10 protein-coding genes are annotated in these 13,962 nt (G+C 36.1%); 4 read left to right on the top strand and 6 right to left on the bottom strand.

Annotated features, from left to right (window positions below; genetic code table 11):
- The 4 genes from AACH31_RS01645 to AACH31_RS01660 form a co-directional block, all read right to left on the bottom strand.
- Positions 1–561, bottom strand: a complete 561-nt coding sequence (locus AACH31_RS01645; RefSeq protein ID WP_262950276.1) for a lipofamily protein — start codon at positions 559–561, stop codon at positions 1–3.
- A gap of 326 nt (positions 562–887) precedes the next feature.
- The gene (gene fba, locus AACH31_RS01650; RefSeq protein WP_161831830.1) at positions 888–1,751 is read right to left on the bottom strand and encodes a class II fructose-1,6-bisphosphate aldolase; all 864 of its coding nucleotides are present in this window, start codon (positions 1,749–1,751) and stop codon (positions 888–890) included.
- A gap of 202 nt (positions 1,752–1,953) precedes the next feature.
- Entirely contained in the window at positions 1,954–3,141 is a 1,188-nt protein-coding gene (locus AACH31_RS01655; RefSeq protein WP_161831831.1) for an AI-2E family transporter, read from the bottom strand.
- Positions 3,142–3,858: 717 nt separating this feature from the next.
- On the bottom strand, positions 3,859–5,187 hold the full coding sequence (locus AACH31_RS01660) for an MATE family efflux transporter (RefSeq protein ID WP_161831832.1): 1,329 nt from the start codon (positions 5,185–5,187) through the stop codon (positions 3,859–3,861).
- Positions 5,188–5,400: 213 nt separating this feature from the next.
- Between AACH31_RS01660 and AACH31_RS01665 the strand changes: the two genes are divergently transcribed.
- The 4 genes from AACH31_RS01665 (at position 5,401) to AACH31_RS01680 (ending at position 12,534) form a co-directional block, all read left to right on the top strand.
- Positions 5,401–7,548: a heavy metal translocating P-type ATPase gene (locus tag AACH31_RS01665; RefSeq protein ID WP_161831833.1), complete on the top strand. Its 2,148-nt coding sequence runs from the start codon at positions 5,401–5,403 to the stop codon at positions 7,546–7,548.
- A gap of 246 nt (positions 7,549–7,794) precedes the next feature.
- On the top strand, positions 7,795–8,493 hold the full coding sequence (locus AACH31_RS01670) for a response regulator transcription factor (RefSeq protein WP_161831834.1): 699 nt from the start codon (positions 7,795–7,797) through the stop codon (positions 8,491–8,493).
- Positions 8,468–10,837: a sensor histidine kinase gene (locus AACH31_RS01675; protein ID WP_161831835.1), complete on the top strand. Its 2,370-nt coding sequence runs from the start codon at positions 8,468–8,470 to the stop codon at positions 10,835–10,837. Before AACH31_RS01670 ends, AACH31_RS01675 begins: the two co-directional genes overlap by 26 nt.
- A 335-nt stretch (positions 10,838–11,172) precedes the next feature.
- The gene (locus tag AACH31_RS01680) at positions 11,173–12,534 is read left to right on the top strand and encodes an MATE family efflux transporter (protein WP_262950269.1); all 1,362 of its coding nucleotides are present in this window, start codon (positions 11,173–11,175) and stop codon (positions 12,532–12,534) included.
- Positions 12,535–12,689: 155 nt separating this feature from the next.
- Here AACH31_RS01680 and AACH31_RS01685 read toward each other — a convergent pair whose 3' ends face one another.
- Positions 12,690–13,124, bottom strand: coding sequence for a VanZ family protein (locus tag AACH31_RS01685; RefSeq protein WP_262950268.1), 435 nt, complete (start codon positions 13,122–13,124; stop codon positions 12,690–12,692).
- A 51-nt stretch (positions 13,125–13,175) separates the two neighbouring features.
- Positions 13,176–13,583 carry a hypothetical protein gene (locus AACH31_RS01690; RefSeq protein ID WP_161831838.1) on the bottom strand — a complete coding sequence of 136 codons (408 nt, stop codon included), beginning with the start codon at positions 13,581–13,583 and terminating at the stop codon, positions 13,176–13,178.
- Positions 13,584–13,962 lie beyond the last annotated feature (379 nt).

The following is a 13,962-nucleotide window of genomic DNA, read 5'->3' on the forward strand; positions in this document are numbered from 1 at the left end:
TTATTGAATTTCCATTTTACCTGTTACTTTTGACGAGTCATCTAATTGGAAACTATCTTGTGCCGCTTTATCTTTAAAGTATACATTTCCATCGATAGTTGCATCAATTAGTTTAAAGTTATTACATTCAACATAGACGTCACCTTTAAATGTTCCACCTTTAATTGCTGATCCATCTTCTTTAAAGGTAGCACGGGGAGCTGTTAATGTATAAGAAGCGGTTTTAACCTTGTTTTCATCTTGATTATATAATGTGATTAAGCGAGGAGTAACAACGTCACCTTTTTTAAGACCACCTTGGAAAACTAAATCGTGATCAGCTGTTACATCATTTTGAAGGATTACAATCCAACTTGTTTCGCGTGCAACCTCTAATGATTTATCATCTGTTACGAGCGAAGGATTGGTAATTGTATCAACAGTATTATTTTTAGAATCGTCATTCTTTTTGTCTTCTACCGTTGAAGTTTGATATGGTGTTTCGCCTTGTTTAGTGTGGCTACATGCACTTATAAGAGTAATTACTGTGATGATGGCAAGAGCCGTTAAACTTTTTTTCATAGATATGACCTTCCTATCCTAATTAAAATTATTTTTATTAACTTAATCGCTTTTGATTGGATAAGTTAACACATCTATTTTCTTTATCACATGAACGGATAAAAAAAATGAATGGAATATCACCCATTAATTGGATGAAGCGAATAAACACAAAGATATTTTATCCTTTTTTTATCTAAATATACAAAAGTTAAAAAAATATTGGTATTTTAGGAAGCCATTCTATTAAATTTTAATAAGATGCAGTTTATAGGGGGGAGAGTAAAAAGAATTAATAAAAAAAAACCGCCTACAAAAGGTAGACGGTTTGGATGGAAGAAGGAAAATTAAGCTTTGTTAATTGATCCGAATAATTCCATTTTTTCTTTAACAGTTGCTTTGATAGCTTCGAATCCTGGGTTTAATAATTTACGAGGGTCGAATCCTTTACCTTCTAAATCTTTTCCAGCTTCGATGTATTTACGAGTAGCTTCTTGGAATGCTAATTGGCATTCAGTGTTAACGTTGATTTTAGCAACACCTAAAGAGATTGCTTTTTTGATCATTTCTTCAGGGATTCCTGTTCCACCGTGTAATACTAATGGAGTGTTTCCAGTTGAAGCGTTGATTGCTTCTAAAGCATCGAATGCTAATCCAGCCCAGTTTTCAGGGTATTTACCATGGATATTTCCGATACCAGCAGCTAACATAGTAACTCCTAAGTCAGCGATTTGTTTACATTCAGCTGGGTCAGCAACTTCACCTTTACCAACTACACCGTCTTCTTCTCCACCGATTGATCCAACTTCAGCTTCTAAAGATAATCCTTTTTCAGAAGTTAATTTAACCATTTCAGTTGTTTTAGCGATGTTTTCTTCGATTGCATAGTGAGAACCATCGAACATGATTGAAGAGAATCCAGCTGCCATAGCATCTAATGCACCTTGGTAGCTTCCGTGGTCTAAGTGTAAAGCTACAGGAACAGTGATGTTTAATTCTTTCATCATTCCATTTACCATACCCACGATTGTTTCATAACCGCACATATATTTTGCAGCACCTTCAGAAACACCTAAGATAACTGGTGAGTTATTTTCTTGAGCAGTTAATAAAATGGCTTTTGTCCACTCTAAGTTGTTGATGTTGAATTGCCCAACAGCGTATTTACCTTCATAGGCTTTTTGTAACATATCTTTAGCAGAAACTAGCATGTTGTTACCTCCATTGTATTATTAAAATTATTGGACTTAGAATTTCACAAATCTTGCTTATTCTTATCTTCCTCATCCATAATTATAACGGAATCTATAAGAAAAATAAATAAAAATGTTAATATTCCCATCTGTTAAACTGAATAAAACTAAAGACATTAGGCCTGTTTCATAACAATCTCAAAAAAGAAAGGGCTATCATTTAGAGGTGAAGATTTGTTGAAGAAGCGGGTGTTTCTTTTTTTATTTTGTGAAGTCGTCGTGAGAGATAGACTTTGATAAGTGCAAGAACAGGAACCGATAAAATCATACCGATTGTTCCAAAATAATTACCACCAATTAAAATAGCCATAAAAATCCAAACAGGTGCTAATCCTGTACTATCTCCTAAGATTTTAGGTTGAATAAAATTTCCGTCAATTTGTTGGTAAATAATTAAAAGTGCAGCGCCTAATAGACCTAATTTTATATCAGTAAAAAGTCCTAAAATAATGGCTAAGGTGGCACCAATCATTGGTCCAATATAAGGAATCACGTTCATGACTCCTGCGATAAAACCGATGAGTAGGGCAAAGGGATGACCGATAATGAAAAGGAGGATGGTTGATGCAATTCCAACAAGTAAGGCATCAAGCAGTTGACCTAAAACAAATCCCCCAAAAATTTGATGAACATCATGAATAAAATGTTTCAGCTTTAATTTAAAAGTTGGTTTTAAAGTGATGGTTGACACTTTATCGAGGACATCAAAAATGATTTCTTTATCTTTTAAAAAATAAAAAGTTAGAATTAACGTTGCGAATAAGTTGAGGCAAAAGGTAGCAACATTAGTGACCATCCCTGTTCCCGAAGCAAACATTTTTTTAAGAAATCCACTTAACATTCCTGTGATATACAACGTCACCTGATGAATCTGATCATCCGTAATATGTAGGGATTTAAAATATGCTGCTAGTTTAGAAAGACTTTCCGTTAAAATCATTTGCACATGCGGAATATCGGCCCCAATGGTTAATAGATTTTGAACAAGTGGTGGAACAACAGCCTGAATTAATAGGAAGAGGCTTCCCAGTAAGGAGAGAATCAAAAGAAGGAGACAGATGAGACGCACCTTTTTAGCATCAGGCTCTTTTTTAAAGACGGCTTTCCAACCTTTGATCCACCATTTTTCTAAAAACAGCAACGGTCGATAGAGAATATAAGAGATTATAAAGGCGTAGATAATAGGTGAAAGGGCATTAAATAGGTGGGCCAACATGATTCTTAACGTAAGAAAAATGTCCCCTGCATGGCGAGATATTTGATAAACACAGACTAAGATGACGCCAATAATTAAGGTAATCAGACCGATACTGAGATATTTTTTATTTATTTTTAATTTCTCAAACATATCCTCACGTGACTGCTACTTCAAACATAGCTAAAAAGTGATTGTTATTAACTTTGGGACTGGTTAAATTGAAATGAAAGTTTATAATCTTTGTTGAATTTGAATTTTTTTATGTCATTCATATAGACAAGTTAGCTTTATTTATGTTGTTTCACACTTTTTAGTTTTTAGGCTGTCTAGTAGCAGTTCCTCCTCTCTTTTTTTAAAGTGTATCTTTCTTAATTATTTTCTTTGTTCCCATTTCTGGTTCGTTTCCAATTTTCTGATGGTGCTTCTCTGAAGTTATGATTAGGACGCGTAAAGGTTTTAAGGAGTTTCTGTTAAGTTGGTAAGGGATGTTGTGTGTGTGCGCTTGAAATATTTTCGCTTCTGCTTCCCTTATTCGTGTCACAGGTAGTTCTTGTTTAATTAACGATTTACTCCTGTCCAATCGTTCGTAGGATGAGGGGTAGAAAAAAAGGGACCAGTAAAGAAAAGGCATCTTAATATCAAAGTGGATGCCGCTTCAATCAAATTGAAATCAGGTAAAAAATTGAATTTTTATTCCATGATGATTTTTCCCTTTAATGTTAGAATGCACGAATTCAATGATTTTAATCTTAAAAATTTGGCTAAAAATTAAGGAAATGGAAAATATCTTGAGCTCTTTTTATGCTAGTTATTTTAGGAGGTAGTGGATAAAAAAACCGCTAGTTTTATAACTAGCGGCCATATGTTTTAGTAATGTTTAAATTCTCGTTTTACTAAATAAAAAGCGAGGAGAGAAATGATTAAATCAGTGATGGGTTGCGCAATCCACACCCCAGTTAAACCAAAGAAAGTTGGTAGGAAAATGATGAGGGGGACGAGTAAAATAAGTTGGCGTAAAACGACTAACCCAATAGAAATTCTTGATTGTCCAATGGCTTGAAATAGGTTAGGCGCAGTTGTTGCAAGAGCACATAGTGGAAGCGTAAATAAATAATATTTGAGTCCACTTACTGTTTGTGTGAGTAGCATCTCGTCAGAATTAAAGAATCGAACAAGGTGCTCAGGAATCAGTTGGATGAGAATATACCCAACCATAAAAATCACTGTTGAAGCAAGTGTTCCTAAGATGAAGGTTGACTTAACTCGATCAAATCGTCGTTGTCCATAGTTATACCCAATAATAGGCACGCATCCTTGATTAATTCCGATGGCGGGCATTAACGCTAAATTGGTAATTGTTGTAATGGTTGTGAAGGCCCCAATAGATAGGGGAGTTCCGTAGTGTGCTAAAGAGCGGTTAAATAATATTTGCACGAGGGCGGTCATAATTTGAACAAGGGATGTTGAAAGACCAAAAATTAAAATAGGGATGATATAGGTACGACGAGGTTTGAATAAAGAAGGTTTTAATTTTAGGTTAGATGCCCCACGTGTATAGTAATAAAAGACGTAGGCAAATACAAAAAGATAAGAAATGACCGTTGCAATTGCAGCACCTGCAATTCCTAAATCAAAGGTGAAAATGAAAATAGGATCCAAAATCACGTTAATTAAACAACTGGCAATCAAAATAAGGGCGGCTCGTTTAGGATTTCCTTCTGAACGAATGCTTGCCATGAGAGAAAATCCGATAATATAAAAAGGAATCCCAAGAATCATAATATCTAAATATTGAGTGGCCAGTGGAAGTGTCGTTTTGGTAGCCCCGAATAAGGTGAGAAGCGGGGCTTTAAAGGTTGTGAAGATAAAAATGAGAAGAAGACTGATGAGAAGGCCAAGAACCGGAACTTGATTTAGAAAATTTTGCGCTTCAGCTTCCTTTTTTTCCCCAAGTTTTAAGGAAAGATTAGCGATGACCCCGTATGTAATCAAGAGCTCACTTGCTAAAATGAGCGTTATAAAGGGTAGTACTGTTCCTAAGCTAGTTAAGGCGATATTCCCAATTTCAGGGATGTGGCCGATGAAAATTCTATCAACGGTATTATATAAGGAAACGGTCATCATACTAATAATAGCTGGAATACAATATTTAAGTAGTAAGCGATGAATAGGTTCAGATTTAAGTGGTGAACTCATGTATAAAATCCCCCTTGCTTTAAAATAATATATTTTCTTATCTTATCAAAAAATGTCAGATGATGCGACTGTTTTTTTAAAAAAACAATTTTTATAACAATAAAAATTAACTTTTATTGGAAAGGTAAGTTGACAAAGTGGGGTCGAGGGCATATATTAGGAGTATGAACATATGAATAATTATTCATATGAGTGGATAGGAGGAGGATGGTTATGGAGACTAATCGAGTGTTTAAGCTAGTATTAATGGGATTAAATTGTGCGAACTGTGCGAATAAAATTGAAACTCGTATTAATCATTTAGAAGGTGTAGAAGAGGCAACACTTAATTTTTCTACCAACCAATTAACGGTTTTAATAAAAGATACAGTAAATAAGGATGAGATCGTTGGTGGTATTAAACAAATTGTTAAACAATTAGAACCAGATGTTGTCGTTAAAGAAAGCGAAACCGCTATTGGTCCTCATAATATGTGTCATCATGGAGAATGTGGGGGAGATCATGATGAAAAAGTCAAAACGAGAAGTTTCTTTGTAGAGAATATAGCTTTATTACTTGGGGTATTTATCTTTATTATTGCGAGTTTGTTTGCTATTGAGGAACCAGTAAAGATTGCCCTTTATGTTGTCAGTTATTTATTAATTGGAGGGGAAGTTTTACAAACTGCGCTCCGAAATATTTTTCGGGGTGAAATCTTTGATGAGAATTTTTTAATGATGGTTGCGACAGTGGGAGCGTTTGCCATTGGAGAATACCCAGAAGCGATTGCAGTGATGCTATTTTATGAAATCGGTGAATTATTTCAAGGATATGCTGTCAATCGTTCGCGTAAATCAATTAGTAGCTTATTAGATATTCGTGCCGATCATGCTAATTTAGTGACCAAATCAGGAGTTAAAGAGGTTGTACCGGAGGCCGTTTTAATTGGTGAATGGATTGTGGTGAAACCAGGGGAACGAATTCCGCTTGATGGAGAAGTGATTGAAGGTGAGTGTTACTTAGACACGTCTGCCTTAACAGGGGAATCCGTTCCGAGGTTAGTGCGCGTAGGAGACGAAGTTTTAGCAGGTTGCATTAATACGAATGCTTTGATTACGGTTCGTGTGACAAAAGTAGCCGGGGAATCAACCGTAGCCCGTATTCTTGAATTGGTGGAAAATGCTTCATCTAAAAAGGCGGAGACTGAAAAATTTATTACTAAATTTGCCCGTATTTATACACCGGTTGTTGTCGGATTAGCTGTTTTACTTGCGGTTGTTCCAACGATGATGGGGGCCGACCTCTCAACGTGGCTTTATCGTGCGCTAAGCTTTTTAGTTGTTTCATGTCCTTGTGCGTTAGTTGTTTCGATTCCACTCGGTTTCTTCGCTGGACTCGGCGGGGCATCGAAACAAGGGGTTCTAATTAAAGGCGGAAATTATCTAGAGGCATTAAATCATGTCGAAACGGTTGTTTTTGATAAAACGGGAACATTAACAGCAGGGGTGTTTAAGGTCACTCAAATGAATCCTATGGGCATGGATGAAACACAATTTTTAGAGTTCGCCGCTTACGCGGAGAGTCAGTCAACACATCCAATCGCAACGTCTATTGTTGAAGCTTATCGTCAGGTGATTGATTCAACACGAATAACAGCGTATGAAGAGATAGCGGGGCATGGAATTAAGGCAACAGTAGATGGAAAACAAGTTCTCATTGGAAATAAAAAACTCATGACTCAAGCACATCTTGAAAGTGAAGAGGTTGAAACAATAGGTACCGTTATTCACTTGGCAGTGAATGGAGTTTACGCTGGATATATGGTGATTTCTGATGAAATTAAGGAAAATGCGAAAATGGCGGTGACTAAATTAAAACAACAAGGGATAAAACGTATCGTGATGTTAACAGGAGATCATGTAGGTGTTGCAAATAAAGTCGCGGAAGAACTTTTAGTGGACGAGGTTTATGCCGAGTTATTGCCTGATCAAAAGGTGGAACACGTGGAGGCCATTTTAGGGCATAAATCAAAAGATAAACACGTTGTCTTTGTTGGCGATGGAATGAATGATGCACCGGTTCTTGCGCGTGCTGATATCGGGGTAGCGATGGGAGGTATTGGTTCGGATGCCGCGATTGAAGCCGCAGATGTCGTGTTAATGGAAGATGATCCGTTGGCGCTTTGCAAAGCGATTGAACAGGCAAAACAAACACGCGCGATTTTATATCAAAATATTATTTTTGCTTTAGGGATTAAAGTGCTCGTCATGATACTTGTGGCTTGTGGCTTAGCAACGATGTGGGCCGCGGTGTTTGCAGATGTAGGTGTGACTTTATTAGCAGTCATTAATAGTACACGGGCGTTAAAATTACGCAAATAAGTGGATGACCTTATGGTCATCCTTTTTTATGTTTGTGGGTGAGGGCAGAAGTCTAGTAACAGAAAAGTTTTTATTTTCTTTAGAATTTCTTTAGTTTTATCCCTACTTTTTCTTAAAAATTACTTGTTATACTAGGGTTAACAGTTGGAGAGACAGAAAGGGGATGGTTTCTTGAAGTGGTGGGGAGATCAATCTTTTAAAATGGTATAATGAAAGAATCATGTTTGTGTTAGGAAGAGGGATAGGATGAAAAAGTCACATATTTTAATTGTTGAAGATGAGCGCGAGATTGCAGTGGCGATTGAGGCGTATTTATTGAATCAAGGCTATTTGGTGAGCATCGCCGCAAACGGGGTTGAGGCACTTGAAGTGGTTTCCTCACAACCCATTGATTTAGCGATTGTCGATGTCATGATGCCGAAGATGGACGGCATTACTTTTACGATGAAATTAAGAGAAACGCATCATTTTCCAGTGATTATGTTATCGGCTAAATCGGAGGAAGTTGATCAAATTATGGGACTCAATATGGGGGCGGATGACTATGTAACCAAACCGTTTCGTCCGCTTGAATTACTCGCCCGTGTCAATTCACAACTAAGAAGATACCAGCGTTTTTCGGCCATTAATCCCGAAAATCAACAAAATGTGTTAACGATTGGGGGACTTGAGTTAAATATGGAGACGAAAGAGTTCACTGTCGATGGGAGTTTGGTAAAATTAACTCCTATCGAATATAAAATTCTGAATTTGTTAATGAGGCATCCTGGTCGTGTCTTTCCGGCTGAGGAGATTTATGAACGGATTTGGAATGAAACGGCAGTAAGTACGGATACCATTATGGTTCATATCCGTAATATTCGAGAGAAAATTGAGATTAATCCAAAAAAACCAAAATATTTAAAGGTGGTGTGGGGCGTTGGCTACAAAATTGAAAAACAATAAATGGTTTTGTTTAATTGTATCCTTCTTTGTGATCTTAGGACTTTCGTTGGGAATGATGGCAACCTATCCAAAGATTGCAACCTATGTTAAGAAAAATCAAGAAGGATATTACGATCAATATGATATGTATAGTCAAATCACGATAAAAAATTATTTAACTTATATTGAAGCTTTAGATGAAAGACACAATGATTTCATTGGTCTAGCTAAAGATCTCTATGATGATAAGGGAAATTCAAGAAATTTAGGCGCATGGTGTGAAACTCTATTTGAGTATTATACCGAGACAGATGATATTGGGTACGAGGAGTATATCGATGAAGAGTATTCAGAGGGAGGAAATGAATATTCTGTTCCAACAGTTGCCGTAGATTATCGGCGTATCTTAAAAACAATTAATCCCCAGTTAGCGCGGGAGTTGGCAGACGTTCCGTTTGAACAACTCACTGAAGAACAATTAGTACAAGTCATCGAGTGTTTATTATCTGAGATGATTTCAGAAGAAATACGATCTCTTCGGGGGGAATATCATCTATCTGAATTGGATTCAATCGTCCGGGAGACTAAGTCAGAGTCGGAGGCGGATGAGGCCACTGAAAATCCCTCTTTTTCGACTGAGGAGTTGGAAAAAGACAAGAACCTAGCTCTCTTATTAAATGAATTAAGTGAAAATGACTTAAAGGAGCTTCAAAAAGAATATCAATATTTTATTCGTTTAGATTATGATGCGGCTGGGAGATTATCCATTCCTTATTTTTATGGAGAAAGCGGGAAGTCATCGCAACAATTTGCCTACGAGAGTTTAAAGGAAACTTCTAATCCTTATTTTATGTCTTCTGAGCTAGCCCCCATTAAAAATATGACGTTTATTTATGGAATCCCTAAGGGGAGTACAGCCGGGTTTGATTATGGGAGTGGTTATTATGCAACTTCTACGATTAGTATATTTTATGAATCAATAGTTGTCCTTTTGCTTACTGGGGTTACGATACTCATTCCGCTTGCCGGTCTGAATCAATTTAAACTCATAAAGGGATGGTTTAAATGGCCACTTGAGATAGTGAGTATTATTTCTACTGGCTTAATTGGCGTTTATCTATTGATGATTGAGCTGATCCATTCTGTGATTTCTAACCCACCCTTCTTACTTGAGTTATCTGAGAAGTTTTCGGTGAACTTAACATTTATTCAAAATCTAAGCTTATGGTTTATGCTTCTTTTAGTTACATTTATGACTCTCCTGTATTTTAAACAGTTGATTGTTCAAGGAGGGAGACGAACAATGCGTCAAAATTGTTGGTGTTATCGCCTAGGACGATTCATTTATCGTCAAGGGAAACGGTTGACAGAAGTTGATTTAAAAGAAGAAAATACGAAAAAGTTAGCCTTGTTTATTTTTATCCAAGCAATTTTAGTTTCCTTATGTTGTTTTGGTTGGTTTTTCGGGGTTTTTGGCGTGATTATCTATAGTGTCGGATTGTACATCTTTTTACGTAAACACCTTCTAACTCTTCAACAAAACTATGCCACTCTATCTCAGGTGACAGAGGCATTAGCAGATGGGAATTTAGAGGTTGAAATGAATCAGGATCTTGGCATTTTCAATGCCTTCAAAGAAGAAATTATGGCCATTCAAGATGGATTTAAAAAGGCGGTAAACGAAGAGGTTCGGAGTCAGAAGATGAGGAGCGATTTAATTGCGAATGTGTCGCATGACTTGAAAACGCCGTTAACGTCGATTATTACGTACACAGATTTATTGAAAGATGAGACGTTGTCTAAAGAGAAGCGGGAGCAATACTTACAAACGCTTGATCAAAAGGCGCAACGCCTAAAAGTATTGATTGAAGATTTATTTGAAATGAGTAAGGCAAGTAGTGGGAATATTACGATGAATCTTCAAGAGGTAGAAGTGACCTCGTTAATGAAACAAACGTTACTCGAACTTGAGGATAAAATTCAGGATGCGAATTTAATGATTCGGCGCCAGTTTCCAGCCCATAAAGTGATATTAAAATTAGATAGTGAACGAACATTCCGCGTGTTTGACAATTTAATTTTAAATATGACGAAGTATGCGATGCCAGGAACTCGGGCGTACATTGAGATTTTAGATCAATCAGAAGTCGTTCAAATTGTATTTAAAAATATGTCAGCAGATGAACTTTGTGTAAGTGCACAGGAGTTAACGGAGCGTTTTGTTCGTGGGGATCAATCCCGTCATACGGAAGGTTCAGGATTAGGACTAGCGATTTCAAAAAGTTTTGTGGAGCTTCAAGGCGGAAGTTTAGATATCCAAATCGATGGAGACTTATTTAAAGTTATAATTACTTTTACTAAATAAATCAGAAAAAGGAGTCATGCATGAATAGGCGTGACTCCTTTTCATATAGAGTTAGGAAACCACAGATTAGAAATAGGTAAGAGGGGGGGAAGAATTGTTTTTAATGACAAGAGACTTGTATTATTTTCAAGTTCATTTATCATTCTACTTTTCTCCAAAAAGTTCATCTAAAGTTTCAGAAAGAGTTCATTTACCAAAGGGCTGTTGTCATTTATACTTATATATGAATAAAGTATTTGGCGATTGCTAAATACTTTATTTTATGAAATACTTAACGTGCGATTAAGTGATTTAACAAGATAGAGTGTGAGAGGGTTAAGGAGGAGATAAAATCAATGGTTTTGGAAAATGATTTAGGAAGAGATGATATTAAGAAACTGGTGTTTAGGTTGGCCATTCCATCTATGTTGGCCCAGTTTATTAATGTTTTATACGGCGTAATCGATCGCATTTATGTTGGAAATATTGCCGAGATTGGCGATTTAGCGCTCGCCGGAATTGGAATATGCGCCCCGATTACAGCTCTCGTTTTAGCTTTTGCGTCGTGGATTGGAGTTGGTGGGGCCCCATTATTAAGTATTTATTTGGGAGAGGATAAAAAGGATGAGGCACGCCGTGTATTAGCCAGCTCGTTTATGATGCTTTGTGTGATTTCTTGTGTGTTAACTATTCTTTTATTGCTGTTTAAGAAGCCTTTATTACTCGGGTTTGGAGCAAGTGAGGTGATTTATCCACTAGCAGATGAATATTTTTCGGTCTATATTCTAGGGACCATTTTTGCTCTACTTGCTCTTGGGATGAATCAATTTATTTTAAGTCAGGGATTCGCGAAGGTGGCCATGAAGTCGGTTTTAATTGGAGCTATTTTAAACATTGTTCTGGATCCTATTTTTATTTTTACGCTTGATATGAAAATTCAAGGGGCCGCCCTGGCGACCGTTATTTCCCAAGTTGTTTCATGTGCGTATACGTTGAGGTTTTTATTTGGGAAGCAGACATTAATCCCGATTACCTTTGGTGGCTATTCTTGCTCAATCATGAAAAAGATTTTAAAAATTGGAGTTATTCCATTCATTATTGTTGCTTTGGATAGCGTGATGCTCATTGCCTTAAATATGGTTTTTAAAAGTTATGGTGGAGAAAAGATGGGAGATCTTCTCATTACAGCGACTGCCATTTTACAAAGTTTTATGCTCATGATTACGATGCCTCTTAGTGGGATTACGATGGGAACACAAGCCATTTTAGGTTATAATTATGGAGCTCGAAATTCAAAACGGGTACTGTCAGCTCAAAAGTATATCTTTATTTTAAGTTTAATTTTCATCCTGATTATGTTATTGATTGCTCAAACGATTCCCCATTTATTTGTGAGAATTTTTACTGATAATGTAGAAACGATTCAGTTAACGAGTTGGGCAATTAAGATTTATACGCTCGCCTTAATTGGAGTGGCTATTCAATACGTGGTGGTGGATGGATTTACGGGAATGGGTGTCATTAATGTCGCTATTTTACTATCGATGGGACGAAAATCATTTTTCTTTATTTTCGTCTGCCTCATTCCGCTAGTATCAGATGTGACTCACGTTTATTATGCGGCACCGCTTTCTGATACGATTGGTGCGACGATTACGTCGATTTGTTATTGTTTATTAATTAAGCGTATTTTAAGAAAGCGAGAGCTCGCTGTTTAGTGAAGAGCTATAAATATAAAGAAGCCGGTAGATTTTCATTAGTTAAATGAAAGCCTACCGGCTCTTTTTATAGATTAGTCGAGCTTTTTTTATAGGTTAATATTTCATCAAATGAATGAATCGATGAGGTTTCTTCTTGAAACTTAAAAGTTTGTTTATCGTTTGATGAGTTTATATACAATATAGCCGATTAAGCAACCTAGAAAATTTAAGAAAATATCATCGACATCAAAGATTCCTAAGTAAGTGAGGCGTTGGGTTAGTTCAATCCCTAAAATACTAAGCAGGGCGATAACAGTAAAGCTTAAAAATGAAGATCGACTTGGATAAGCTAAAGGGAATAAAATACCAAACGGAATAAAAAGGATGACATTTAATATGAGGTGGGCTTTGGAGTAGTGGATGTCTTGAATGAAGGTTTTAAATGGGATGAGATTTACTAAGGAGGAAGAGCCCATTTCAACTGAATTTTTATTAATCATCATGCGATTCAATACTTCATTCACGTCGCCAAAAAATTTAAAAACGATGAAGTTCATTAACATTAAGAAATATATCCAAAATAAGAGTTGAATCCATTTTTTAGTCATGGTTCTATACCTCCTTTAAGTGGGATTACTACTTTTATTTTACCTAGAAATTTACTTTATATCACCTTTTATTGAGTAGACGTTTCCATTTGTAGGAACTGTAAATAAAACGTAATATTTTTCATTTGCACTTAAACCATAAAATGTTGTACTTCCTTTTCCCCCAGAAACTGTAATAGTTTTATTACCAACACTCTTGTTGTTTTTATTATAAAGATATATAGTTGTTTGATTTTGTGTTCCTGATGGTTGAGGAGAGATGACAGAGAAACTAGTGATGGAAACTGTAATAGATGACTTTCCAGTAAACCAACTATCAGTGTATACCTTTGCTCCAATTCTGTCAATTTTAAAGGCATAGGCTCCCTTTGATAGATTATGTACTGGGGCGTTAGTCCCTGGTCTAGTGCTTCCCTTTGTTGAATTTTCATTTAAATTATGTGTTATTTCAGTATTCATTATACGTAATCTCCTTTTGTTTATTTTTAGGTAGATTTTCTCATAAGATTAATAATAAATTGAATTATGAGAAGCTCCGATAGTCATTATATGTATGAGTGTTTGGAGTGTGCTAGCTGTTTTTTGAAAATTGTTTTTTAATTTTATAATCGTTGATTTATACGCTAGGTTTAAGAGAGGTCGTCTTTTAATATATGTTTTGGGGTGGATGCAAAGGAATGAATATGATTAATGGAGCCATCTTAATGTCGCTGGAACGATGTTTATTTTTTTATTATTCCCTTCCTAATCCCCATGTTATCTAATGAAATCAATATTTATTATGTAACACTAATGTCGGATATCATTGGTGGAAAGATTGGTGGAAAGACTATATCTA

The sequence above is a fragment of the Turicibacter faecis genome, assembly GCF_037076425.1.
In the GTDB taxonomy this organism is placed as follows: Bacteria; Bacillota_I; Bacilli_A; order MOL361; family Turicibacteraceae; genus Turicibacter; species Turicibacter faecis.

What these genes read in the sequence shown, in the direction of transcription:
- fba (WP_161831830.1), bottom strand. Translation starts at nt 1,751, where the DNA reads ATGCTAGTTTCTGCTAAAGATATGTTACAAAAAGCCTATGAAGGTAAA.
- AACH31_RS01645 (WP_262950276.1), bottom strand. Translation starts at nt 561, where the DNA reads ATGAAAAAAAGTTTAACGGCTCTTGCCATCATCACAGTAATTACTCTT.
- AACH31_RS01670 (WP_161831834.1), top strand. Translation starts at nt 7,795, where the DNA reads ATGAAAAAGTCACATATTTTAATTGTTGAAGATGAGCGCGAGATTGCA.
- AACH31_RS01660 (WP_161831832.1), bottom strand. Translation starts at nt 5,187, where the DNA reads ATGAGTTCACCACTTAAATCTGAACCTATTCATCGCTTACTACTTAAA.
- AACH31_RS01680 (WP_262950269.1), top strand. Translation starts at nt 11,173, where the DNA reads ATGGTTTTGGAAAATGATTTAGGAAGAGATGATATTAAGAAACTGGTG.
- AACH31_RS01690 (WP_161831838.1), bottom strand. Translation starts at nt 13,583, where the DNA reads ATGAATACTGAAATAACACATAATTTAAATGAAAATTCAACAAAGGGA.
- AACH31_RS01685 (WP_262950268.1), bottom strand. Translation starts at nt 13,124, where the DNA reads ATGACTAAAAAATGGATTCAACTCTTATTTTGGATATATTTCTTAATG.
- AACH31_RS01655 (WP_161831831.1), bottom strand. Translation starts at nt 3,141, where the DNA reads ATGTTTGAGAAATTAAAAATAAATAAAAAATATCTCAGTATCGGTCTG.
- AACH31_RS01665 (WP_161831833.1), top strand. Translation starts at nt 5,401, where the DNA reads ATGGAGACTAATCGAGTGTTTAAGCTAGTATTAATGGGATTAAATTGT.